Origin of the sequence: Parabacteroides johnsonii DSM 18315, from assembly GCF_025151045.1 — a bacterium.
Lineage (GTDB): Bacteria > Bacteroidota > Bacteroidia > Bacteroidales > Tannerellaceae > Parabacteroides > Parabacteroides johnsonii.
Genome location: NZ_CP102285.1, coordinates 2,046,958 through 2,071,031 on the forward strand (window position 1 = coordinate 2,046,958; position 24,074 = coordinate 2,071,031).

15 protein-coding genes, 1 tRNA gene and 1 pseudogene are annotated in these 24,074 nt (G+C 42.2%); 6 read left to right on the forward strand and 11 right to left on the reverse strand.

The window, feature by feature from the left end; all coding sequences use genetic code 11:
- The first annotated feature begins 169 nt into the window (after positions 1-169).
- The 5 genes from NQ564_RS08375 to NQ564_RS08395 all read left to right on the forward strand — a co-directional run bounded on the left by NQ564_RS08375 (position 170) and on the right by NQ564_RS08395 (position 3,048).
- Positions 170-243: transfer RNA gene (locus NQ564_RS08375), tRNA-Thr, on the forward strand.
- Between the two features lie 206 nt (positions 244-449).
- Positions 450-980: a DUF4199 domain-containing protein gene (locus NQ564_RS08380; protein ID WP_008155589.1), complete on the forward strand. Its 531-nt coding sequence runs from the start codon at positions 450-452 to the stop codon at positions 978-980.
- A gap of 20 nt (positions 981-1,000) precedes the next feature.
- Entirely contained in the window at positions 1,001-1,954 is a 954-nt protein-coding gene (locus NQ564_RS08385) for a glycosyltransferase family 2 protein (protein WP_008147961.1), read from the forward strand.
- Positions 1,951-2,475: a nitroreductase family protein gene (locus tag NQ564_RS08390; protein WP_008147963.1), complete on the forward strand. Its 525-nt coding sequence runs from the start codon at positions 1,951-1,953 to the stop codon at positions 2,473-2,475. The genes NQ564_RS08385 and NQ564_RS08390 overlap by 4 nt, the downstream gene beginning before the upstream one ends.
- Positions 2,476-2,481: 6 nt before the next feature.
- Positions 2,482-3,048 (forward strand): manganese efflux pump MntP, encoded by a 567-nt coding sequence (locus NQ564_RS08395; RefSeq protein WP_008147965.1) that lies wholly within the window; start codon positions 2,482-2,484, stop codon positions 3,046-3,048.
- Between the two features lie 35 nt (positions 3,049-3,083).
- On the opposite strand, the gene NQ564_RS08400 is transcribed toward NQ564_RS08395, so the two are convergent.
- The gene (locus NQ564_RS08400) at positions 3,084-3,728 is read right to left on the reverse strand and encodes an HU family DNA-binding protein (protein WP_039848103.1); all 645 of its coding nucleotides are present in this window, start codon (positions 3,726-3,728) and stop codon (positions 3,084-3,086) included.
- A gap of 281 nt (positions 3,729-4,009) precedes the next feature.
- Positions 4,010-5,005: an IS110 family RNA-guided transposase gene (locus NQ564_RS08405; protein ID WP_129650054.1), complete on the reverse strand. Its 996-nt coding sequence runs from the start codon at positions 5,003-5,005 to the stop codon at positions 4,010-4,012.
- Between the two features lie 662 nt (positions 5,006-5,667).
- Between NQ564_RS08405 and NQ564_RS08410 the strand changes: the two are divergent.
- Positions 5,668-7,319 (forward strand): annotated as a pseudogene (locus NQ564_RS08410) (IS1182 family transposase).
- A 91-nt stretch (positions 7,320-7,410) separates the two neighbouring features.
- Here the strand turns inward: NQ564_RS08410 and NQ564_RS08415 are convergent.
- From NQ564_RS08415 to NQ564_RS08455, 9 genes are all read right to left on the reverse strand, one after another.
- Positions 7,411-8,526 carry a glycoside hydrolase family 88/105 protein gene (locus tag NQ564_RS08415; RefSeq protein ID WP_008150092.1) on the reverse strand — a complete coding sequence of 372 codons (1,116 nt, stop codon included), beginning with the start codon at positions 8,524-8,526 and terminating at the stop codon, positions 7,411-7,413.
- A gap of 705 nt (positions 8,527-9,231) precedes the next feature.
- Positions 9,232-10,677: an alpha/beta hydrolase fold domain-containing protein gene (locus tag NQ564_RS08420; RefSeq protein WP_008150097.1), complete on the reverse strand. Its 1,446-nt coding sequence runs from the start codon at positions 10,675-10,677 to the stop codon at positions 9,232-9,234.
- Positions 10,678-10,796: 119 nt separating this feature from the next.
- Complete coding sequence (locus NQ564_RS08425) at positions 10,797-12,662, reverse strand: FAD-dependent oxidoreductase (protein WP_008150098.1); 1,866 nt, start codon at positions 12,660-12,662, stop codon at positions 10,797-10,799.
- A 77-nt stretch (positions 12,663-12,739) separates the two neighbouring features.
- Positions 12,740-14,188: a hypothetical protein gene (locus NQ564_RS08430; RefSeq protein WP_008150100.1), complete on the reverse strand. Its 1,449-nt coding sequence runs from the start codon at positions 14,186-14,188 to the stop codon at positions 12,740-12,742.
- Between the two features lie 87 nt (positions 14,189-14,275).
- Positions 14,276-16,756: a hypothetical protein gene (locus tag NQ564_RS08435; protein ID WP_008150102.1), complete on the reverse strand. Its 2,481-nt coding sequence runs from the start codon at positions 16,754-16,756 to the stop codon at positions 14,276-14,278.
- A gap of 101 nt (positions 16,757-16,857) precedes the next feature.
- On the reverse strand, positions 16,858-18,651 hold the full coding sequence (locus NQ564_RS08440) for a RagB/SusD family nutrient uptake outer membrane protein (protein WP_008150104.1): 1,794 nt from the start codon (positions 18,649-18,651) through the stop codon (positions 16,858-16,860).
- Positions 18,652-18,663: 12 nt separating this feature from the next.
- Complete coding sequence (locus tag NQ564_RS08445; protein ID WP_233426969.1) at positions 18,664-21,993, reverse strand: TonB-dependent receptor; 3,330 nt, start codon at positions 21,991-21,993, stop codon at positions 18,664-18,666.
- A gap of 231 nt (positions 21,994-22,224) precedes the next feature.
- A complete protein-coding gene (locus NQ564_RS08450; RefSeq protein WP_008150110.1) occupies positions 22,225-23,205 on the reverse strand; it encodes a FecR family protein in 981 nt (326 codons plus the stop codon).
- Between the two features lie 322 nt (positions 23,206-23,527).
- Positions 23,528-24,070, reverse strand: coding sequence for an RNA polymerase sigma-70 factor (locus tag NQ564_RS08455; RefSeq protein ID WP_008150112.1), 543 nt, complete (start codon positions 24,068-24,070; stop codon positions 23,528-23,530).
- Positions 24,071-24,074: the final 4 nt, after the last annotated feature.

Here is a 24,074-nt window from a genome sequence, read left to right on the forward strand (position 1 = left end):
ACAAACAAATAAGGTCTGCCCCCGCAAAAAACACTTGTATTGTAAAAAATAATATCTACTTTTGCACCCGGGTAAGTCCTACACGGCATGCTCCCTCGGAATCCCCCAGGGCTTGACCGCAGCAAGGGTACTTGGTTGTAGCGGCGCGATGTAGTAAGCTTACCCACCTGCCTCTTTAGCTCAGTTGGCCAGAGCACGTGATTTGTAATCTCGGGGTCGTTGGTTCGAATCCGACAAGAGGCTCAAAATAAATGGACAATTGACAATTGACAATTAAGAAAAATATTTAATTGCGATTGTCAATTGTCCTTTTTTATTTTCAATTGTTAATTATCTGTTAATCGTTCGTTAATTGTCAATTGTCAGTTGCCAATTGTCAATTCTAAGCATTGTATATTCTCACAAAAGGATTAATTTTGCTGATGAGAACATTAAAAAACAGCATTATCATGGAAGAGAATAAAGGTTTACTGTTGAAGTGCGCGATGTCTTATGGCCTGGCGATGGGCATCTATTGGGTGATAAAATATCTGTTCCTTATTTTCGGATATTCCATCCCCTCGCTCATCTTTATTTATGAAGGCCTAAGCCTTGCCGTTCCTTTCATAGCCTACTACCTGACCAAGCGTTACCGGCAGGACATAGGAGGAAGCATCAGTTTCTTCCACGCATGGCGGTTCGGAATCATGCTGTACTTCTTTGCTGCCTTGATCGTCTCGATCGAGCATTTCATATTCTTTCAGTTTATCGCTCCGCCCGACTTCCTGAGCAATACGATTACACAAGCTATAGTAGCGCTGAAGAACGCAGGCTTCAACAGCGAAGTGATCGAGACCATCAGCCGGACCAACTTCACTCCCATCCACATGGCTATTCAACAGATTTTCAATAATATATTTTACGGAATCATATTATCCATACCGGTAGCAGCACTGGTTTGCCGAGGTCGAACAGCAAGCCCTGTGCCCGAAGAAAAATAAGAAGAAAATAAAAACAAATAATGGACATATCAGTAGTTATACCACTGTACAATGAAGCCGAGTCTCTTCCAGAATTGTTTGCATGGATAGAGCGGGTGATGAAAGAACATAATTTCAGTTACGAAGTAATTTTTATCAATGACGGAAGCACGGACAACTCCTGGGAAGTGATCGAAGCCCTTAAAAGCAAGAACCCGGAAGTGGTACACGCGGTCAAGTTCCGTCGTAATTACGGCAAATCCCCCGGTCTGAACTGTGGTTTCCAACGGGCAAAGGGAGATGTGGTCATCACGATGGACGCTGACCTGCAGGACAGCCCCGACGAGATTCCCGAACTGTACAGGATGATCACCGAAGACGGTTATGACCTCGTGTCCGGTTGGAAGAAAAAGCGCTACGACCCGCTGTCGAAAACCATCCCGACCAAGCTGTTCAACGCTACAGCACGCAAATTCTCCGGCATTACGAACCTGCACGACTTCAACTGCGGGCTGAAGGCTTACAAAAACATCGTAATCAAGAACATAGAAATCTATAACGATATGCACCGCTACATTCCCTATCTTGCCAAGATAGCAGGATTCAGCAAGATTGGCGAAAAGGTGGTGCAACACCAAGCACGCAAGTACGGAACGACAAAGTTCGGACTGAACCGCTTTGTAAACGGTTACCTGGACCTGATCACCCTCTGGTTCACCTCCAAATTCGGCAAGAAGCCGATGCATTTCTTCGGATTATGGGGAAGCGTGATGTTTTTCATCGGTTTCATCGCACTGGTCATTGTGTTGAGCGCGAAACTGATTTCCATCTGTACGGGAGATTTGCGACCACTGGTCACCAACTCACCTTACTTCTATGTTTCGCTAACAGCCATGATCCTCGGAACGCAGATGTTCCTCGCGGGATTCATCGGAGAACTGATTTCAAGAGATTCACCTAACCGGAACAAATATAAAATCGAAACGGAATTATGAACCTGTTGGAACTGGCACAGAAACGTTGTTCGGTACGCAAGTACGCGTCCTTCCCAGTAGAAGACGAGAAATTGGCATATATCCTGGAAGCCGGACGTATGGCCCCATCGGCAGTCAACTTCCAGCCTTGGTATTTCATCATAATCCGACAAGAAGCAGGAAGGACAAAAATCCAGGAATGCTATGCACGCGAATGGTTCCGGTCCGCACCGCTCTACATTCTTATCTGCGGCGACCATAGCCAGTCATGGAAACGTTCTTCGGATCAGAAAGATCATATGGACATCGATGTGGCAATCGCCACGGAACATATCAGCTTAGCAGCCGCTGAACAAGGTCTGGGCAGCTGCTGGGTTTGTAACTTTGACACGGATCTATGCCGGAAGCATTTCAATTTACCAGAAACAATAGAACCGGCGATTATACTCACGATAGGTTATCCGGAAAGTCCGGACCTTTTCGAACAGACTCCCAAAAAACGGAAAGCGTTGGAGGAGATCATCAAGGAAGAAACATTTTAGTGTAATATGTCATTTTTAGAAATAGTGTTACTGGCAGTGGGATTGTCAATGGACAGTCTCGCAGTTTCTGTCACCGGCGGAGCTCTCATACAAAACTACAGACATCACCACATGCTGAAGATCGGCTGCGTGATGGGGGTTTTTCAAGCAGGGATGACCATAGCGGGCTACCTGGCGGGGATGAGCTTCAAGAAATACATCACGGCATTCGATCACTGGATCGCTTTCCTTCTGTTACTTTACCTCGGAGGCAAAATGATATACGAAAGCACCCAGGAGCAGGAGGAGGATTGCAGAACGAATCCTCTGTGCTACAAGACTCTGTACGGATTAGGCATTGCGACAAGTATCGATGCACTGGCAGTCGGCATATCGCTAGCCTGCATCGAATCGGCCATTGCGCTGGAAGCCCTGACAATAGGGATCGTCACCTTCTTGCTTTCGGCTTTCGGAGTTTACTTCGGAAACCACTTCGGCCGCAAGATCGATCTCAAACTGGACCTGATCGGCGGATTGATCCTAATCGGCATCGGGACCAAGATTCTGATTGAGCATCTTTATTTTAACGGATAAATTATCATTTTTCACCTTCACATATTCTCAAACAACTATAAACCAGTTGTTTCCTGTGAGCCTGGTGAATGCACCTCAAGGTTCTTCCCCACTATATAAATCGAAGCTCGTGCTGCACCGAGACAGTCGATCTTACCCGTCTCTCGAAGCTCCTTGAGGCAGCGGTTCGCCGTGGTACGGATAAAACCGTAAAGTGTTTGAAAACCAATACGAGTTATATGGTCATGCGTAGCAAAATAACCAGCAAGAAGCGCATCGAGCCGTTCGCCCGCCACAAGTCCGCTCGAATGGTTCTTACGCGGAGCCCGTTCGAAGCGTGCTATCCTAAGACGTTTCCTCAACTCGGCTTCTGACCGAAAAGCAACCGACTTGAAACGTATCGATTCCGCCCTTATTTCCTTCGTAGATTGTATCGGCGGACATTCAAGCGTGATTTGCAAATACCCCAACCCTTCGATATGAATACGGTTTCCATCTTTCAGCTCTTCGATGACGACATCACTGAGCGAAGAAAGGACAGCCTTCACATCGGCCGGCGTCACCGTACAACGACTATGTATCCGCTGTGTCAGTTTATTCGTGTCGACAGTTCCATAAGGAACCACCCGCGCATGGTAGCGCACCCGTTTCTTGCTATCCTTTGGAGAAGGGTTCTTATAAAAATCATATTGTACAGCCATATTCATCTGAATTTAGTCATGTTCTAATCCTGCAGCAGGCAGTTTTTAATCTTTCCACAAGCGTGAAACGTACTTTCCACACCTGTGGGCCATATTTTCCACATTTGTGGAACGAGGGGGTGAATTCTAAGTCCTTTCCAAACAATATCTCTCAAATCTTACCCAAGTTTACGAACATTAACGTATCCTTGGGTAAGTTCGTATATAGACATAACAACTCTTCAGAAGTGTATAGCTACTTCCTAAACCTAAGATGTTTTCGAAGTTAAGGACCTTTTTTATTATACGGCTAATGCTACAAATGGAGTCTGCCTTCGTATCACAGCAAAAGATCTTGCTATGATTTTGGCTCTTACTGCATTGATTACAGATGCTTTATGTTTCCCCTCCGCTATTTTCCTTTTATAATATGCTTTCATCTGCGGATCCCAAGATATGGCAGTAATAGCTGCTCGGGTAAGGTATACTTTTACTTCTTTGTTAGCCAATGAAGAAGTCTGCGTTTTTCCCCGTATGGAAATACCTGAAGTATGTTCAAATGGGGCAACCCCACAATAGCAGGCAAATTTCCTCGGGGTGTCAAATCTTTGAAAATTGTCAGTAACACACAGTAATACAATGGCATTGATAATTCCTATTCCTTTTATACTTCTTAATAGCAAGTAGTTTGTGTAAAGCGATGTACTGGCGGCTATTAGTTGCTCCATATCTTCTTCCACTTCCAGGATCTTTTCTTTTATCGACTTGAGCTGCTCTTCCAAAAAAGAAATGGATTCTGTCACATCAGCCAACTTAGCCATCTGGGAGAATGTTTCCAATAACTTTATGCTTGATACTTTTTGCTTGACCAAATTGTCACGTATAATAATCCATCCCCGCAGTCTCACCAAGTCTTTGTTAGGTAATTTGTATAACTCTAGTTTTCGATAATGTAATACCGCATAGTTCGCTATCCTTTTGGCGTCAATGCGGTCATTTTTGCCTCGTTGTAGGCCCATGGACTTCTTGATGGTCAACGGGCAAACCAAAGCCAGGGAAAATCCCATGGAGACACTGGAAACAGATAACTCTGTGACATAGCTTCCCATGTTTTCAGCACAGAACAAGAGTTTGGATAAAGAGAGATGATAACCTGCTATCCAATCCAATAAAGATTGGATCCCTTCTGGAGTGTTATCAAAAGACTTGTGAGACAACTCTTTTTCGGCCGCAGACATTAATGATGCATCGAAAGTTTTTTTTCCTACATCAAGACCTACAAAATGAGAATAATTCATAATTTTGTATTTTACAGTATTAAACATGAAGGAGAAACAGCTAATACATTTATTAGGTCGTGAACCTACAATTCTAACTGGCTAGGTTCTCCTATTAAGAGAGTTGCAGTCTGATTCAGCCTATAGTCATTTAAGACTAGTGTCAAAGTTAGTTCACTGCAACTCTTCTTTTCAAATATACACTTATATTTTATTGTGATATTTAATACTGCAAATGTAAATGTGTCAAAATTCCCCCTTTCTTTTTTTATGCTGGACAACATATAAAGTAAAGTCTAAAAAAATTGTTTTGTATAAAATAAAATTGTTCCTTTGCAAAGTCACTCGTTTTAAGAGATATTATAAGTAGAGAGTAACCAAGCAAAAGAAGCCTTGATTATACGGGATGTGTAGCTTGACAACTTATCGTGTCAGGCTTTTTTTGTAATATGGGATTGACAAGGATAAATAATAATATAATAATGACAGCCGAAACTTTAATTATGACGAGGAGCGTGTCCCATATTTGGGGCGCGCTCCTTTTGTAAAAACCGGTATTCACACAGCAGTCTTATTCTTTTTATAAGATATGAAAATCAAGATAAATAACTTGATTTTCTATTGCAAGAACTTGCCCAAGTTCTGATATTTTTGTAATTTAGTGACATATAAACGCTTGCAAGATGCCAGAAAATTTACACTTCAGAAGTTATGATCCCGATCAAACGCTACTTTTTCCCCAGAGGATCGACCGGGATATCCCTAAGGATGATCCTGTACGTATCCTCAAGTCGGTTATCGAGAGCCTGGACCTGTCAGGTTTCAAGAAACTATACCATGAGCGTGGCCGTAGCCCTTATCATCCCAAAATGATGCTCATGGTAATCCTTTATAGTTACATGAATAACGTATACTCATGCCGAAAAATAGAGAAACTCCTATACCGGGACATCTATTATATCTGGCTGTCGGGATACCAGAAGCCTGACTTCGCTACCATCAATCGTTTCCGCAACCGTGTCAAGAATGAGATCGGACATATATTCACCCTCTTAGTGTTGATATTGGTAGAGAAAGGTTTTGTCACGCTTGAGGTCGAGTACCTTGACGGGACGAAGATAGAATCCAAGGCGAACAAGTATACCTTCGTATGGCGCAAGAGCGTGGAAAGGAACTGTGAGAAGCTGTTGGAGAAAATCCGTGTGTTACTCCAGCAGATCAATGAGCAGATGGCACAAGACAAGGCGGCCGATGTTGACCCCTTGGAGCTTACCCCCCAGACATTGTGCGAGATCTCCAAGGAATTCAAGGAGGCACTCGGTTCGGAACCTGAGGCAAAGACAAAGGAAGAGAAGGCTGCGCAAAGAGGAAAGAACAAGATGTTCAAAGAATTGGAGAGGCATGGCGAGAAGCTAGCGGAATATAACAGCCGCCTGGAACAGATGGAAGGCCGCAATTCCATCTCCAAGACCGATCCCTCGGCCACATTCATGCGCATGAAGGAAGACGCCATGTGTAATGGACAAACCAAGCCCGGCTACAACTTGCAGATATCCTCCGAGAACCAATTCATCACAGACTTCGCCCTCTTTCCGAACCCGACCGACACGCTGACCTTCCATTCCTTGGCTCTTTCCCGGGCCGTTACGGTCGTTTCCCAAAAAGGGTCGTCGCCGACTCCGGATACGGCTCGGAAGAGAACTACCGTTTCATGGACGAAGCCGGCATTGAGGGGTTCGTCAAATACAATCGTTTCCATTTGGAACACCGTCCCCGCTATAAACCTGACACCTTTCATCCCGACAGCCTCTATTATAATGAGGAAGGAGATTATTACATATGCCCGATGGGGCAGCGCATGTCCCGGACCGGTACGCTACAAACCCGGACGGAGGGCGGTTATATCTCCCAGAGCGCCTGTTATCGCGCCATACGATGCAAGGGGTGTCCCTTGCGCTGCCTCTGTTACAAGGCCAAGGCCAACCAAAGGACGATCAGGGTCATGCCTATAAACGAAAGGCCTGTGAATTATTGACTTCAGAAGAAGGGATCAAGGAAAGGGGAAGGCGGTGCATTGAACCGGAGGCAGTCTTCGGACAGATGAAGTCCAATATGGCTTACCGCCGTTTCAGGCATATGGGAAAAGACAAGGGCGTGATGGATTTTACCTTCTTTGCCATAGCCTTCAATATAAAGAAACTATGTTCAATGATGAGAAAAGTGGACAAAAAGGGAAGAAAAGCGTCTTCTTATGGAAAATTCATGGTTATTTTTATTTGTTACATGCATAAACTGGAGATATGCCAGGATAAGTTTGAAAAAAATGACGGCATAATCAAATTTATTGCTGTATAGACACAAAAAAGAGGCTGCACATAATCAGGAATTATGACACAGCCCCTTTTTAATAACCATAGCAAATATGTTTATTCGCACAACAATGCGTAAGCACACCACAACAGCGGAGCCTGCCCATGATAATCTCCCGTAATACGGGGGCGATCATAATAATATTGAAGATCGTTTTTCTTGTTCGTACCAACACAAACCTCTTCAACATCTCCCTCTTTATTAATATAGGGGACTAAAGCAATCCAAGCCTTCCGTGCCGCCGGACCATACTCGGCAGCATCCAGCCAGCCTTTTTTCACTCCCATTATCATTGCATAGGCGAACATTGCGGAACCGGATGTTTCTGGCCAGCAATCGGCTTTATCCACCAACTGATTCCACATGCCACTTTCACTCTGATAATCTTTCAAGCTCTTCATCATAAGACGATAACCTTCCAAAATACGGGTACGATCGGGATTGTCCTTCGGAGTGGACAATAGGAGTTCCGCCATACCAGCTGCCATCCAACCATTTCCTCTGGCCCAGAAATAAGGGACATCGGGGGCATGATAGAACAGGCCGTTAGGACGCTGCAATTCATCCAGATAAACAACCATTTCTTTGGCCGCCCGATCAATATACTCACGTTTTCCTGTTGCATGATAGGCTTGTGCCTGTACAATCGTAATCATAAACATATCATCGATCCAAAGACGGGTTTGCCAAGACAAGCCTTTATCCGCCCAAACTTTTTCTTCCGGTGTTGCTCCTTCAGGTAATGTCCATTGCGTATCGGCATACGGCATACCGAGTTCGAAATATTTTTTATCCTTTGTTATCTTATAAAATTCCAATGGGAGACATCCGAACATATTCAGGTCTACATGGTTCATAATCGGTTGATATGACTTCTCTGTGGTAAAAAGCAAATCGAATCGATCCTGTAATTGCTTGATCAACTTTTTATCCCCGACCACTTCAGCATATCTCAATGCTCCATACCAGGTACAGACCTCTGCATAATGAATCCATTTGCCTCCATGCAGCATATGTTTGGAAGGAATGAAACGCTGCCCTAAAATTGCCCCGACTTTTTGGGGAGAACACTCGTCCGGTAAATCTTTAAAATGGTCTTTTTGTGCACCTGCCGATTGTGCCAGACACATAAACAAGCACATGATTGAGAAAAAATTAACAAAATACTTCATGGTTTAAATTTTAAATTAGAAATCAATGGTCTGAGAATTGGTTACAAATATAGAATATTCTGCTTAAATAGCAAATCAACGAATCAAGAGGCAATATGGGTAGAGTCTATATGGACTGTTAATTATCCATATTCGCCTTCTTCACGAGCAGATAGAATAATCATTTAACCGTATCCCGAAATTTACAATAACCTCAATTTGGAGCTTTTTCTATTTCGCTTCCAAATACAGATCATTTTGGTTTGACATTTTTACACTGTTAATCCTGTTTTACCGACAATCGAAAATACGGAGTCGGAAGATAATGGATATATACAGTTTTTATGACAAAGAAAAGAGAGAAAAAACGACATTCCAGGAAACCTGAATTATTGGAGAATGGCTTATAGCAAAAAAATCAGGGGACGGATCCGAATATCTAAAACGTATTTCCGAGCTTCATTGTGACTACGACCGTCTTCGTTATGATAAAGACCGTCTTCATCATAACGAAGTTCATCTTCATACGAAATGAAGACGATCGTCGTAGAAACAAAGACGGTCGTCTTCACAACAAACTGTGCACCTCATACCGAAAAACTACTTTTTTAAGAGCAAAAGCTGAATTTCAGTACTGTTTATAAAGGATGTATAACATTGTAAAATAATCAATATTAGACAAGAACCTCAAATAAATGAATATCCAAATTAAGAAAACAACAAATACTACAGGAATCCCTCTCTTTTCAAAAAATCATCCGTTAACTTCCGGACCTTATAATAATCTTCCGTCAGCGGCTTTCTATATAAAAAGATCGGATGCCCGGCTCCTTCAAAGAGATGGAGTTCGCAATCCACTCCTTTTTGCAAAAGTTTATCCTGATAGGATCTGATCGTTTCGACCGATACGATCGGATCTTTCGTTCCGAGCAATATCAGAGTGGAGGGAGTTGCTTCCGATACATGATGGATCGGTGAAATTTTTTCGAAATCTCTTTTGATTTCCGGAAAACCATAACCTCTCGAAACCATATCTACAACCGGATAATATAACACGGAAAGGTTCGGCCTGTAATTAACAGCCTCATCACTTCCGATCGTTCCGAGTGCGGCAGCCAAATGACCTCCGGCAGAACCACCCGCTACAGCAATCTTATCCGGATCAAGCTGATAGTCCGAAGCATGGCTACGCAACCAGCATATCGCATCTTTGGCATCCTCAAAACTATCGAACGGAGTAGAATGATGCAGATATTCTATCCGGTAATCAACCGATACGGCAACCATTCCTTTTGAAGCATAATAAGCACATTCACGATAAAACTGAAGCGGGGTACCTAACTTCCAACCTCCTCCGAAGAAATATACAATAACCGGCCTTTTTTCCCCTGCCTGCATATTCCGAGGCTTGAAGATGTGAAGTGCCAAGGAATCCCCATTTTCCAATGTCTTATACCGGACGATATCAGGAGAGAATACTGTTTCCGATGAAGCCAGTACTTTTTTCAAGGCCTCGAACCAGACAGTCGCCATCTTCTCCGCACCAGCCTTATTCGGATGTACTTTATCGTGCACCGTATAGTCTTGCCAGTTAAAGTCTTGAGCCTGATTGACCAAAAAGACTTGTCCTGAGTTTAATCCGGCAACCATTTCCGCTATCTTCTCGTTCAATTCCGGAATATACGAATATTTAGGTAATTTGCCGCTTGGTATTACCTGGGCGATTAAAATACGAACATTCGGATTGATCGCCCGTATTTTGTTGATAATAGACTTATAGGAAGCAATCATTCCGGAAACAGGTTTCTCTTCCACAAAATGGTTATGACCGGCATGGAGCAATACGATATCTGACGGATAAAGCCGGTAGATACTGTCGATCTTCGATTCTAAAAACTCCACATTCTTACCGCTGAAACCACAATGATTAAGCGTCCCGATCCGGCATTTACTCTCACGAGGACCGATAAAATCAAACTGATACCCGGCTGTAAACAATTTCTCCCAAAGCGGATACAAATAGCAAGTGAAGAAATCCGCTCCTTCCGTAATGGAATCACCTAACCCCATCAGGGTAAACCGTTCCTGTTTTTTCTCCTGTCCTGTAGTAGTGACGGAACAGCATAATAAAGAAAATAATAACAGATACAAATAAAGAGCTTTACGTTTCATGATTTTTGGACTTGCAATATTTTATGGGCATATATTAAAAAGAGAGGTGTCAAAATGTACTTGCCCCCATATCAAGCACAGAAACAAGACAATTTTGGCACCCACCCATACTTTTACATTTATTGAACAACCGGTTTGTCTTTCAATATACCACCTTCGTTATAACGCTGGTTGTTCGGCAGTCCTTTCTTATTCACACCTTCCTTCATCAACGTTTTCAAGTCTTCCAGATGAGAACGGTAAACACCACGAGGTGTCACATCATATTTCTTACACAATGATGCAGCCATACCTACTACCTCTCCCATCATTCCTGTCGTACGCATCACACGGACCGTTCCCAATGCCACGTGGGTCACACTAATATTACGGCCAGCCATAAACAGGTTCTCCACATTACGCGAATACAGACAACGATATGGAACAGCATACGGATGGATCAGGATATGCTTCGTCACAGCTTTGAACTCATTGCCCGGAAAATGTTCACTGTTTTTCGGGTCCTGCCAATGCAAATCGATACTCCATGTCGTAGCGAAAGAGGCATCTTCATGGGACACGTTTTTCGTGATATCGTCTTCCTTTAAGATATAATCACCCATCAGACGACGAGATTCACGCTTGCCGGCTACATAAGCAACCCAACCTAATTTTCGGTTCTTATACTGGTCATTTTCCTTCATACGGTTTTTCAGATAACTCCAGTTTGAATAGACAACCAGCATTCCATAATCACGGATACGTTCGAAGTCCTTGATCTGGTCGAAGTTCATACCTGTCTCCCACGTCCATTCTCCCATCATCACCTTTTCACAATTCTTGTCGTTGAACTCCACTCCATAGCTAAACTCCGGGAAAGGGCTCGATTTCTTGTTATCCACAGAGTACCACTGTACGGAAGAGCCCATTGTCAACTTGTCTGCTTTCTCCGGAGCGATGCTCTCACCATATTCGTCACGACCTTCACGCCCCATACGGTAATCAGCCCCTGCCAGGTAACCGATCGTCCCGTCTCCCGTACAATCGGAAAACAGAGGTGCCTCGAATTTTAATTCTTTACCGTTCTCGATGTGTTTGACAACAACCGATGTGATCTTATCGCCTTCCTTTGTCACTCCTATCGCGCGATAGTTCAAGAAAAGGGATACATTTTTCTCACCTGCCAACCAATCCATTTTCTTCTGATCTTCATAATATTCTGCCGGTTGCGCATTTCCTCCCTTTTCCGGACCAAATTCTTTCTGCAGACCACCAAGTTCCTTATAAGTTCCTTCTTCGATACGGCCTCCTAAATGAACACGTATCTCCGAGCTATTATTTCCGCCTACCACAGGACGGTCATTGATCAAAGCCACCTTACAACCCAGACGGCCGGCCGACACTGCGGCACTCATCCCTGCTATACCGGCTCCCACGACTACAAGATCATATTCGCCGGCAACCGGTGCTTCATCCGGCAATCCCAATGCTTGACGACGGAATGCTTCCAGCTCCTTTATATCCGACGGAGGCATCTTGCCTGCTTCCGTAGTAAAGTAGATCGCATCACAACGACCGTCAAATCCCGTCAAATCATGCAACTTGATTACTGTTTTCAGATTCTTGACAGATACCTTTCCAGCTATCTGCCACATCCAGGCAGAACCCTCCGCTCCCAATGGAGAAGTCATCTTCTTTCCTCCGACAGACAAACTGAATTTACCGGGACCTTCCCCTTTTTTCCATGGGGAAGTCCAGTTATAGGTCCGAACATATACATAATATTCTCCTTTTTCTGGAAACGTGACTTCCGTAGATGCATCATCGACGGGTACACCCATCCCATGCGCCAAAAGGTAAGGAGACCCCATCAAATCCATAAACTGCTGGTCAACCTTCCAACCTCCTTTGTTACTAAAACTTTCGGCTTCGACAAAAAGGTCGGCTGCTCGGACACTTCCCAAACTTAACAAAAATAATAATGATAAAATTACACGAGTCTTCATGATATTAATATTTTTAAATTAACTAAAACAACAGAAAACACAACACTCCTTAAATTTTCTATTTTGCAAAAATAGAACTAATTATAAATAAACCATGCTGTTGCTTTACAATTTTTATTTGCGGTTACACGTACCCATCGAGCAGAAAAGCTCTCAGGAAACTCATAATGCATATATTCACCAGAACCAACAATCTTGGTTTCATAAATCTTAAACTGCCCATTGCCTACAACGTCTACTTCTATTTTAAAAGAAACAGCCTCATTAGAATCATGCCACAGATGAAGAGATTTCTGATCAAATCCATACATCAAAAAAGGATCAGACGGGACATTGGCTATAACTTCATCATCAGACCAAACCCCTCCTTCACCAGAGGGTTTTCCCCACGACCACAAATCGTCTGTTTTACCAAACCATAATCCAGCCTGAGGCTGACCAGCCAAAGGATTTCCATCAGCAGAACCAAACTTCATTGGTGTCGCCTGATTTCCTCCCATCACCAACATACCTCTCCAAGAGCAATAGTCTGGAATTACACGCAAATGCGAACAAACCGGACGAATAGCCCATAGCTGATCGGCATATAGATGAAATCCTATTTCATAAAATAATCCATGACAATCCATCATTGCACGTTCCGTTTCGATTTCACGAATACGCAGCCACTCCGTACAACTCGTCTCATCGAATGTCTTACTGGATTTTGGCAAACGATATCTTTTCCATTTTTTCGTATTCGGGAAAAACACACTCATTACAGCAGATGCATTGTCCCAACCTGTTGCCAAAATTGGTGCCCCAAAATGAGAAGAGCTCCATACTTCCGTATACGACTTCTCTTCTATTATTTTCCAAACTTTACCATCCCACTCTGCTAAACGACCCGCTTTCCAATCCTTATTATAATCTTTTGTGGAATAACTATTGTTACACACGACAACCTTACCATGCCTCGTAAAACCAGATTTAAAATGAGGTTTTGACCCTTTCGGTTCTTTCAACTCATCATAAAGGTTAAACAATAATTTGGTATCTAAGGTATTTACATCCACTTCAAAAAATTGACCCTCCATAGCCAGAAAATAAACTTTATTCTCTGGATCCGTTAAATGCGTCATTGTTGCAGCCAAACGATGATCCTTTACTCCATCAATTACTCGTACATTTCCTTTCATATCAATTATATACGGACCTATGATCAACTGATTCGTAGGACCGTGTAACAATCTATTCGCATATGTTCCCACCACACTTTCCGGACGTTTATGTATTTCCATCTTATCATTAATCTCAAAAAGTCCCGTACCGGAACCGGTCGCGGAGAAATGTGCGACATAAGTAACGACCCATAATCTGTTTGCCCAAGGAAACAAGGCTCCCGTCCCAGCCTCAGTTCTCGGAGCTTGATCTGCAATCATGGCTAAATGCGGAAACACTCCGCTACAATTTATTTGTTGCTGCGATAAAACCTTATTATTCAGACATCCCCAAACTAACAAAACAGATATTAAAATGTATTTCATGATTCTATAGATTTAAAGATTACAATTCAACAACATCCGGTAATTGATTTATCAGTATCATCACCGGATGTCATTTCTACATTTTCTTTATTTATAATCCAACCAAGCAGTTGCTTTTGTATCTGTATCCGATACAAAACGAATCCATCTTGCTTGAAATGCCTCCGGGAGTTGCTGAACAAACCTTTCTCCAGGTTGTACAGTATAAGCGGCATATTCCATCCAATCTCCATTACCGGTAGGATCCACTTCAACCGTAATGACAACTTTCTTATCAGACTGATGCGACAACGAAAGCTCTTTCTTGTCGTAGAATCCAATCAGATACGGATCAGAAGCGATACCCGCTTTTACATTTGTATTCTTCCACGGACCACCATGACCTACCGGTTTACCCAATGTCCACAAATCATCAATAACACCGACCCAAACAGCAGCTTTTCCATCGTCCGAAACAATAATATGCGGATTCCCTTTAGTATCTTCAGGTGTCACACCTGTCAAAACAAGCATACCTCGGTAAGAAGCATAATCGTTGATGCGGTAATTATGAGTTGATATAGGACGAATTTTTGCATATCCATCCGCATTCTCCGCAGGAAGTTCATAAAAAGTTCCCATACAAGAGAACATATCACGCTCCGTTGCCACTTCCCGACAAACACGCAGTACACCTTGGTTAGTCAATTCTTTATACGTTTCATCCCCCAAAGGAAGACGCCAACGCCGGTTCAAATCATCTACAATCAAGACAGAACCCTCTTCTATCGAAACGACTTGTTGAGGTATGGCAAACTTTGATCGAATAAAATCAGTCGTTTTTGTATCTTCCTTACGAACCAGTTCCAATTTATCTCCCATTTCATAATAACCGGTTTCCGATGTTTTTCCATCTACCGTCACATTTGCCAACACTCCCAATGCACGACGGTTGTCACCAAGCCCATACAACAAACCTCCGATTGTCGTATTTTGTTTAACTGTTGTCAAACCTTGGTAAATCGGATCAGAAGAAGTCGAACGGGGATCGGCAGTCGTATAATTGAAACTAACCGTTGCCAATGTATTTTTATCCGTTTTTACACGAATCCATTCTCCCTTTTCGGTAGAAGCAAAAGGGACAGAGACCGACTTTCCTGCATTTACTGTTACACTCTTCAAGGTCTTCCATTCGTTTTTACCGGCTTCATCTATTTCAAAAGTAAAGATCACCGGTTGTTTTCCTTCATTTTTGACCCAACCGAAACGATGTGTCCAGCCACTAAAAAGAAACGGTTCAGAGCTCTCACCTGCCTTCACACTTTCCTTTGCCCAAACAGCACCTTCAGCAGTAGCCGGTCCTAATTCATCCGGTCTTGTCAAAGAGGTAAACCACAGGTTCGAATTCGATTGACCTGGTCCCTCTATACTCCCCTTTGCTTTTCGTTTGTTCAAGAATTCTTTCTGAGCCGAATCATCACAACCGAAAACCAACTGATCGTTCCAACGTGTAAAATCACCAATCACCTTCAAATAAGCGGAGCGCGGACGAATACCTGCTGAATTATCAGCCGTAAACATTCCTGGAAAATGCCAGAACATTCCATGCATCGTCATCAGATAATCAGGCTGAGACTCTGTCCCGACATTCCGAATACGCGGCCATTCCGTATTCCATCCATGCGCTCCGTCATAGCTATGACTGGCCTTAGGCAAACGATAAAAAGCCCATCCTTTTCGAACATCGCGTACACCTAAAATAACCGATTTATAATCCCAACCGGTAGCCCAAATCGGGTCTGTTTCCGAATTCGTATTCCCATAAATACCACCGGGACCCGTTACTTCGACAAATTGATTACGACGAACCACCTTCCACTCTTTTCCATTCCATTCAGCTAAGACACCAGCCTCCACGTCAAACTTCTTCAATGCTTCCTGTGTCCCTTCTCCATTGTTGGTAAAATACATACAGCCTTGCCCGGAATATAACCCCTTACCATGTACTCCCGGTAATAAAGCATTTATCGGCCCGGCATCCGTATCATTTTTTTTCTGTTGTTTCTTATTGCCATCTTGATACAATTCTTTTACTTCTAATGTATTCACATCCACTTCATAAAATCCTTCTTCCATTGTCCCATAATAAATCTTATTGGACGGATCTGTCAAATGACGAGCATTTCCAGTATGTCGACCAGACATTACAGTATATGGAATAACACGAACTTTACCTGTTTTATCAATCGCATAAGGTCCTATAAAAAGTTGATCGCTTTCTTTATGAATCATTCTGTTTGCAGGTGTACCTCCAATACTCTCCTTATGCATGATCTGCCGATAATCGGACGTCACTTCATATAATTTATCAGAAGAGCCATTCGGTAAATGAGGCCCATAAGTAATCACCCATAAACGATCCGCCCAAGGTACGACTGCCCCTGTCCCACATTCGCCTTCATTATTATAGTAAGCCAAACGGGGATAAATACCGGAAATCGATTCCGGTATTTTTTTGACATCCTTTTGGGCAGTACATCCTAATACCGAAAATACAGTCAGTAATCCTATTACACTATTCAGTTTCATATTATTTGATTTTTTACAACAAGGGTTCCTCATCCTCTATATAACCATATAAAGCCGAGGAACCCTTAAATGAATATCATATCGAATCTATCCCAAACCGATCACCATTTCGGATTCTGTGACAGATTTTCGTTAATTAATCTATCTGCTGCAGGAACCGGCCACAAATAATCACGACTTTCATCGAATTTACGTTCGGTTGCCACGGTAATATACCCTTTTTTCGCCATTTCGCTTAAATCTGCAATACCGTCTTCATCAATCTGTGGAATACCACCTATCGGATAGTTACCATCTTTCCAGTTCTGAATCAACTGCTTGTATTCAGCCGATACAGAACTTTCATCACCATTCCAAGAGGTATTACCGGACCATGCACGATTCAAGAAATAAATCGGACGATTAAAAACTTTACCGGCAATCTTCCACCGAATCAAATCACTATAACGATGACCTTCCCAAGCCATTTCAATAAAACGCTCGGTACGGATAACCGTACGTAACTGCTGTTGTGATCCTTCCGTTACTCGCGGATACTCAAGATTTGTTCCGTTATAAGCCCTTTCACGCAATTTATTAATCGTTGCATCCAGCACTTCTTGGCTACACTGATTCATCTCATTCATCGCTTCAGCATACATCAACAAAACATCACCGTAACGCAACATAGGATAAGTAGTCGGTGCCCCGGCTTTACCATTTTCCAAAAATGACTCATCGACATATTTCTTAAACAACAAACCAGTGTAGGAAGCATGTTCCGCTCTTGCTTTAGAATCATTATTTCCTACTTGTACACCGTCAGAAACTCTCAGAACGGTTGTTTTAACTGGCGATGGAGAATATTCATAACCCAACCACTTATAATCGTTTGGATCATACGTTCCTTCCAACACACTCTTGTTGTGCGCTGTGGCAAACGGAACAATCGTCATTGCCATACGTGGATCTCGGTTCTCGAAAAAGTCTTTCGGATTGTAAAGCGGAGATTCATCGATCGGTTTACCATCAATACAAGGATAAGCACAAACCAATTCGTAAGAAGGTGCTTTTTGACCACCCCATCCGCCTGAAAGGCGAGATATGCTATTCAACACATCACCCGCAGCCCAATAATATTTTTTCAACGTCACATCTCCACGGAAGAAGAAAATCCATTCGTCAGACCAAGAAGCCGTAAACAGGTCCTGATAATTGTCATGCAATTTATACACATTCAAATCCATACAATTTTTGGCAGCAGTAGCAGCAGTAGCATAATCCTCATTATAAATAGCAATTCTTGCTTTAAAAGCATAAGTAGCCCCCTTTGTGGCACGCTGGATGCCTGGATAACTATTGGGTAAACGTTCCGCAGCCTTGTCCAAACATTCGTAGCTGTAAGCCAATACATCTGCTTTCGGAGATCGGGAAGCGGTATAAGCTTCATCTAAACTCATACCCACCTTATCCAAGATCGCATCCCCCCAATGAAAAGCCAACATGCCATAAGCATATCCTAAATAGAAATAAGCTTCACCTTCATATTGCGCGATATCCTTTTCCGAAACACCCATAGCACGTGCTCGATCCATATTATTGATTATACGCAAAGCACGTGCGATACCTTTATAATAGTTTTCCCAACGTTTGGCAATCGTTCCATCTTCTGAAGTCAATGTTCCGTTATTCACAGCCGATGTTTCATTTCGAGCCGTTACATCATCTCCCCATTTCATATCATCAATCGGGAAAAAATCCGTACGATAGAAATCATTCAAAGACATTTCTATTTCTGCTTGAGAAGAATACCAATTCTCGCTTGATCCTTCAGAAAGAGGATTTAAGTCTAGATCGACACACGACATCAGCAGGCAAAGAGAAGCTGTACATATAGAAAATTTTATCTGTTTCATATCACTATAAATTTAAAATTTAACGTTTACGCCAAATGTAAAAGAGGTAGATATAAAGTCGGAACTTGCACCGATTTCCGGATCCCATCCTTTAGGATAATGACTGATGGCAGGAAGGTCATTTACCGTAGCATAGAGTCGCAATCCCTTGACGAAGCACTTATCCATAAGAGTTTTTGGCAATGAATAGCCCAATGTAATGTTCTTGACACGGAAATAAGCCCCGTTAAACAACCAATAATCAGAACCTGTATAAGTGTTAGTCGTATTGGTATAGGTAAGACGAGGATATAGGGCATTCCGATTTTGCTCTTCTGTATTATGCTGGCTCCAATAATTTCCCAATACAAGAGAAGGCACAGCTCCCCATTGCTCTTTCAGCGGTTGTATCCATGCAGAATTGAAGAGAACATTCTGATGCCCCACACCTTGGAAAGAGAGAGAGAAGTCCCAATCCTTCCAGCCTAAAAACAGATTACCACCAAACTGGAACTCCGGCAAGGAATTACCTAAACGGACTTTATCATCTGCATTGATAACACCATCTTCGTTCACATCGACATATTTAATGTTACCTGCCTTGTCATTAGCTGTCAATGTCGGATACTTGTTTCCTTCCGAATCATACAAATCAGCATCAGTAACGAACAGACCATCGGTCTTATACATAAACCACTCATAATAATAAGAATCTTCTTCATAAATCTTATTACCATCTATAGTTCTTCTGTCTCCCAAATATCCCATTTTTGAACGATAATCAGATAAATTAAAAGATACACCATAAGAAACCTCACCAATCTGGTCACGCCAACTTGCTTCAAATTCCCAACCATGAGTATACATATCACCTGCATTTTGTTTCGGAGCAGAAAAGCCAGCATAAGAGGGAAAGCCCAAAGTCAGAAGCATATCAGCCGTTTTCTTATAATAGTAATCTCCTGTCAAGCTCAAACGATTATTCAACAAAGTAATATCGACACCAATATCATAAGTCGTCGTTGTTTCCCACGTAATATCACTAAATGCATAATTATATTGTGCAGCATTCTGTACAGCGGTCACCGATTGGGAACCCTTATCATACATATAGCTATTTCCGAAATTGATTGCCGCCTGATACGGAAATTCCGCATCACTGATACGCTCATTGCCTAATGAACCAATAGATGCACGTACTTTCAAATAATCGATCTGCTTATTTTTAGGGAACCAAGATTCATTTGAGACAACCCAACCTGCCGATACAGAGGGAAATACTCCCCAACGATAATCGGAGGCAAAACGAGAAGAGGCATCAGCCCGGACATTCGCCTGCAACATATAACGGCTTTTGTATGAATACATGGCACGTCCGAAAACAGATTGATAAGCATTGTGGCCCGCTTTACCTGAATTATACTGATAATCTTCCGGCCCAAGATTCAAATAAGGATAAGTATCCAATTCATAATTATTTCTTGATGCACCCAAATTTTCCCATTTATACTTATAGCCTTCATAACCGGCCATTGCATTCAAGGAATGGTCATTCCATTTGTTCTCGTAATTGGCATAAAATTGATAAGTACGGCTTTGCGTGTTATTACGCGCTTCGTTCAACTGAGTGGTCTTACTATTTTGTGCAGCAATAGCTGTCCCATCTTCATAATAAACATTCACTTTCTTATTAAATGCCTTTTTGTTCTCGAAAGTGTAACGAGGAGCAAAAACCGCCGTCAAAGTCAACCCTTTCATAGGGGTCAAACTCAACTGTGCTTTACCTCCGAATTTATAATAATTGGTATTGGTTGTTCCTCCCTCGTTCAACATAGCCAACGGGTTAGCACCTGATTTCACGTCAGCATAACTACCATCTTGCCAATACGGATTATAATAAGGAGTCGTCAAATATGCCCAATAAATCGGGTTAAAAGTTTGATCTTCAGAAAAATTGGTTGAAAAAGGATTTAGACTTTTCGAGGTTGAAAAATCAACATCGATATTGGCCCGAATCCAAGAGTTTATCTTATAATCATTATTGATACGACCCGCATACCGCTCATACGATTTATTCGCATAATACCCATCTGCAGTCTGATAATTGAACGAAATCTTGGATTGTAATTTATCCGTTCCACCAGAAACGTTAATGTTATGTTGTTGATGAGAAGTCGTATTCTTCAACAACAAATCGACCCAATCTGTATTCGGATAATGATAAGGATCCGTTGCATTATTAGCCATCCAAGCATTAATGGTTTCCTGCGAATATTGCGAATAAGGATTAGAAGCGCCATCGTTCCATTTAATCTCATTTTGGACATTCATCCAATCAATCACATTTCCATTAGTCGGGCGTGTAGTCGGTTTGTCAATGGAATATTCATAATTATAATCTAAATTGAATTTATTCTCCTTGGCCCTCTTGGTCGTGATCAAAATGACACCCGCCGCAGCACGAGATCCATAAATAGAAGCCGATGCTGCATCTTTCAAAACACTCATAGTCTCTACGTCCGAAGCTACGACATCATTCAACGAACCTGGCACACCGTCAATAATAACAAGAGGATCATTGTTGGAAAGTGTCGTCACACCACGAACACGTATTGTTGCCGAACTACCGGGACCACCGGAAGAACGCGTCACCTCCACACCCGAAATCTGCCCTTGCATAGCCGTAGACAACATTTGAGTAGAACGTTCTGTCAAAGAGGCCCCTTTGACACTGGATATCGGACCGGTCAAATCCCCTTTACGAGCCGATCCATAACCAATTACAACTACTTCCTCCAACAATTCCGCATCCTCTTTCATTGTTATAGACACAGATGTCTTATTTTTTACAGATATTTCACTCTGAACATATCCGATATAGGAAACTATTAACGTTGCATCAGATGCAACGTTAAGGGAGAACCTCCCTTCCGCATCCGTTATCGTACCATTAGTTGTTCCCTTCTCCACCACATTGGCACCAATGACCGGCAGACCGGATTCATCGAGGATTACACCTGTAACAGTTTTCTGATTCTGTTGGGCACTGGCCAATGAGAGGTTGTCCGAAGCCTTGATCAACACCTGGCGATCAATAATCTGATACTTATAGCCGGTATTCCTCAACACCTGATCCAGTACATCTTCCAATGTAGCATTTTTAGCATTAACACTCGCAGTTTTATTGACATTCACACGATTATCGTTAAAAAAGAATGTAAACTCACTGCTTTTCTCAATTTCCCTAAGGATTTCAATAATACTGCTGTTCTGCTTGTTGATCGACACCTTGTAGCTCTGAGCATAAGTAGAAGCAGAGATACAACATGCAACTCCCAACGAAAATAAGGTTGTGATCTTCATGATACGTTTAGTTTTTCTAAATAACGGGATACAATAATCCCTGTCACTGTTTTTTTCCATAACTTTGTAATAGTTTTTAATGAATAATAAATGCAAGTCCTTGGCTTGGACTCCTATGACAAGCATTTTTGAAAACTCTCTGATAGGAAGGTGCTTGCCGGCATCTTCCTATTTTTGAAGGCTAACTCGTTTTTATACCATAAGCATTAGAATTAAGTTGTTTATAATAAGTTATTTTAAAGTCAATATATAATCACCATTCTTCTCCTCTTTATATTGCAATGGAGAAGAGGCTTTCATCATAAAGAGTATTCGATCCAGCGACTCATCCCTCACCTTAAAAGTGAACCGGTATTTATCAGCCAGATCTTTCTGGCACATCACTTTTCTGCCGTACCACTGTTCGAGGCGCGGGATGATCATGGAAAGTTTTTCGTTTTCGAAACTCAGCATCTTTTGTTTGCGCCAAGCGGTATATTTGTCGGCATCCACAATCTGTTTGGCGATCTTGCCGGTCTGCCGGTCCACCAAGATCTTTTCGTCGGGAGAGACGAAGTATTCTTTCATTTGGTTTGTTTCCTTATCCGCCACACTTACTTTGATCTTGCCATTCAGAAGAATCGCTTCCATCTTATTTTCCATGTCGTAGCTGAACAATTCGAACGCAGTCCCCAAAGCCTCCACACTCATATCCTCCGTATGAACAATAAAAGGTTTTTCGCGATTCTTCGCCACATCGAAAAAGGCTTGCCCGTCCAATCTTATCTCACGCGTCTTACCGGAAAAACTGGCAGGATAGGTTAAGCGGCTACCCGGTCCCATCTGCACTTTCGTTCCATCCGGTAAAGAGACAGATTCCATATTTTGGATACCGGAACTTACAACATACATCGGGACATTCGCCTTATCTTGAGATACGAAATAAGCAGTTCCAACTCCCCCCAATACCAATAAGATGGAGGCAACCATACTATATATCTTATAAAACACAACTTGCCGCTCTTCACCATGCCGCCAGACTTCCTTACAAATATTCCGCCAGATGGACGGCTCATCCGGGCAATCGCTTTCCACTGCATCAGGAGCATTATTCCATTGCCGCTCCATTTCTTTTGTCACCCGGCGAGAAGATTGCAAGGCTATGCGCTCTTCTTCGGTCAACGCATCCTTCATTAGTTTCTTTACTATATATTTTTTGTCTTTATATTCCATTTCAATTGCTTTACATATATAAATACACACAAGTTACTTCTTTCCCCTACCCAGTCCGGGAAAAAACAGATTATTTTAGCACCTGACAGTACAAATTTCCAAAAAAATATGACAATATCCCCTCTAAAGACTAATATCTCAACTAATAAACTGATTTTTAATAGAATGCAACAACAACCAGTTTGTTAAAAAATATTACCCTTGCGGGTAATTTGAATTAGAAGGGGTAGAAAATCGAATTAGATGCAGTAGTAGTTTCGATTTGCACCAATCACTTTTTGGGATAAATGACAATAAGAGATAGGAGACAGAATACATTCAATCAGATAAAGAGAAGAAGCAATGTTATATTTTTCTTTAAGTACTTGAGGGCTTCGCCGATTTGATTTTCGACTGTTTTCTCTGAAATATTCAACAGGAGAGCTATTTCTTTGTAGCTCTTTTGTTCCTTTCGGCTCAAGTTAAAAATCTCACGGCGGCGTGGCGGCAGTTCGTCAATCAGGCGGTCTATGTATTCCTGAAGGTTGTGGGCATCAATCTCTTCTTCTACGTCATACGGTTCTTCCAATGCAGCAAGGACCGTGACTTTGTAGAAATCTTCATTCACATTCTTGCGATGCCGGTTAAAGATCAGATTCCGGGTGATAATAAACAGCAAGCCTTTAAAATGGTCATCTTCACGAAGAAATTCACGCGTTTCCCATACTTTGATGAAGACCTCCTGCACGACTTCTTCGGCAGCATCGGCACGGGTTAAATAAAGGCGACTGAAATTATAGACCTGTTTCCAGTATTGCTTATACAGAGCAGTAAACGCGTCTTTGCTGCTCTGTTTCAATAGTAGTATCAGTTCCCGTTCTTCCATATCC

Coding starts and splice junctions, on each gene's coding strand:
- NQ564_RS08435 (WP_008150102.1), bottom strand. CDS start 16,756: ATGAAACTGAATAGTGTAATAGGATTACTGACTGTATTTTCGGTATTA.
- NQ564_RS08395 (WP_008147965.1), top strand. CDS start 2,482: ATGTCATTTTTAGAAATAGTGTTACTGGCAGTGGGATTGTCAATGGAC.
- NQ564_RS08440 (WP_008150104.1), bottom strand. CDS start 18,651: ATGAAACAGATAAAATTTTCTATATGTACAGCTTCTCTTTGCCTGCTG.
- NQ564_RS08455 (WP_008150112.1), bottom strand. CDS start 24,070: ATGGAAGAACGGGAACTGATACTACTATTGAAACAGAGCAGCAAAGAC.
- NQ564_RS08405 (WP_129650054.1), bottom strand. CDS start 5,005: ATGAATTATTCTCATTTTGTAGGTCTTGATGTAGGAAAAAAAACTTTC.
- NQ564_RS08420 (WP_008150097.1), bottom strand. CDS start 10,677: ATGAAACGTAAAGCTCTTTATTTGTATCTGTTATTATTTTCTTTATTA.
- NQ564_RS08390 (WP_008147963.1), top strand. CDS start 1,951: ATGAACCTGTTGGAACTGGCACAGAAACGTTGTTCGGTACGCAAGTAC.
- NQ564_RS08425 (WP_008150098.1), bottom strand. CDS start 12,662: ATGAAGACTCGTGTAATTTTATCATTATTATTTTTGTTAAGTTTGGGA.
- NQ564_RS08445 (WP_233426969.1), bottom strand. CDS start 21,993: ATGAAGATCACAACCTTATTTTCGTTGGGAGTTGCATGTTGTATCTCT.
- NQ564_RS08415 (WP_008150092.1), bottom strand. CDS start 8,526: ATGAAGTATTTTGTTAATTTTTTCTCAATCATGTGCTTGTTTATGTGT.
- NQ564_RS08380 (WP_008155589.1), top strand. CDS start 450: ATGGAAGAGAATAAAGGTTTACTGTTGAAGTGCGCGATGTCTTATGGC.
- NQ564_RS08430 (WP_008150100.1), bottom strand. CDS start 14,188: ATGAAATACATTTTAATATCTGTTTTGTTAGTTTGGGGATGTCTGAAT.
- NQ564_RS08450 (WP_008150110.1), bottom strand. CDS start 23,205: ATGGAATATAAAGACAAAAAATATATAGTAAAGAAACTAATGAAGGAT.
- NQ564_RS08385 (WP_008147961.1), top strand. CDS start 1,001: ATGGACATATCAGTAGTTATACCACTGTACAATGAAGCCGAGTCTCTT.
- NQ564_RS08400 (WP_039848103.1), bottom strand. CDS start 3,728: ATGGCTGTACAATATGATTTTTATAAGAACCCTTCTCCAAAGGATAGC.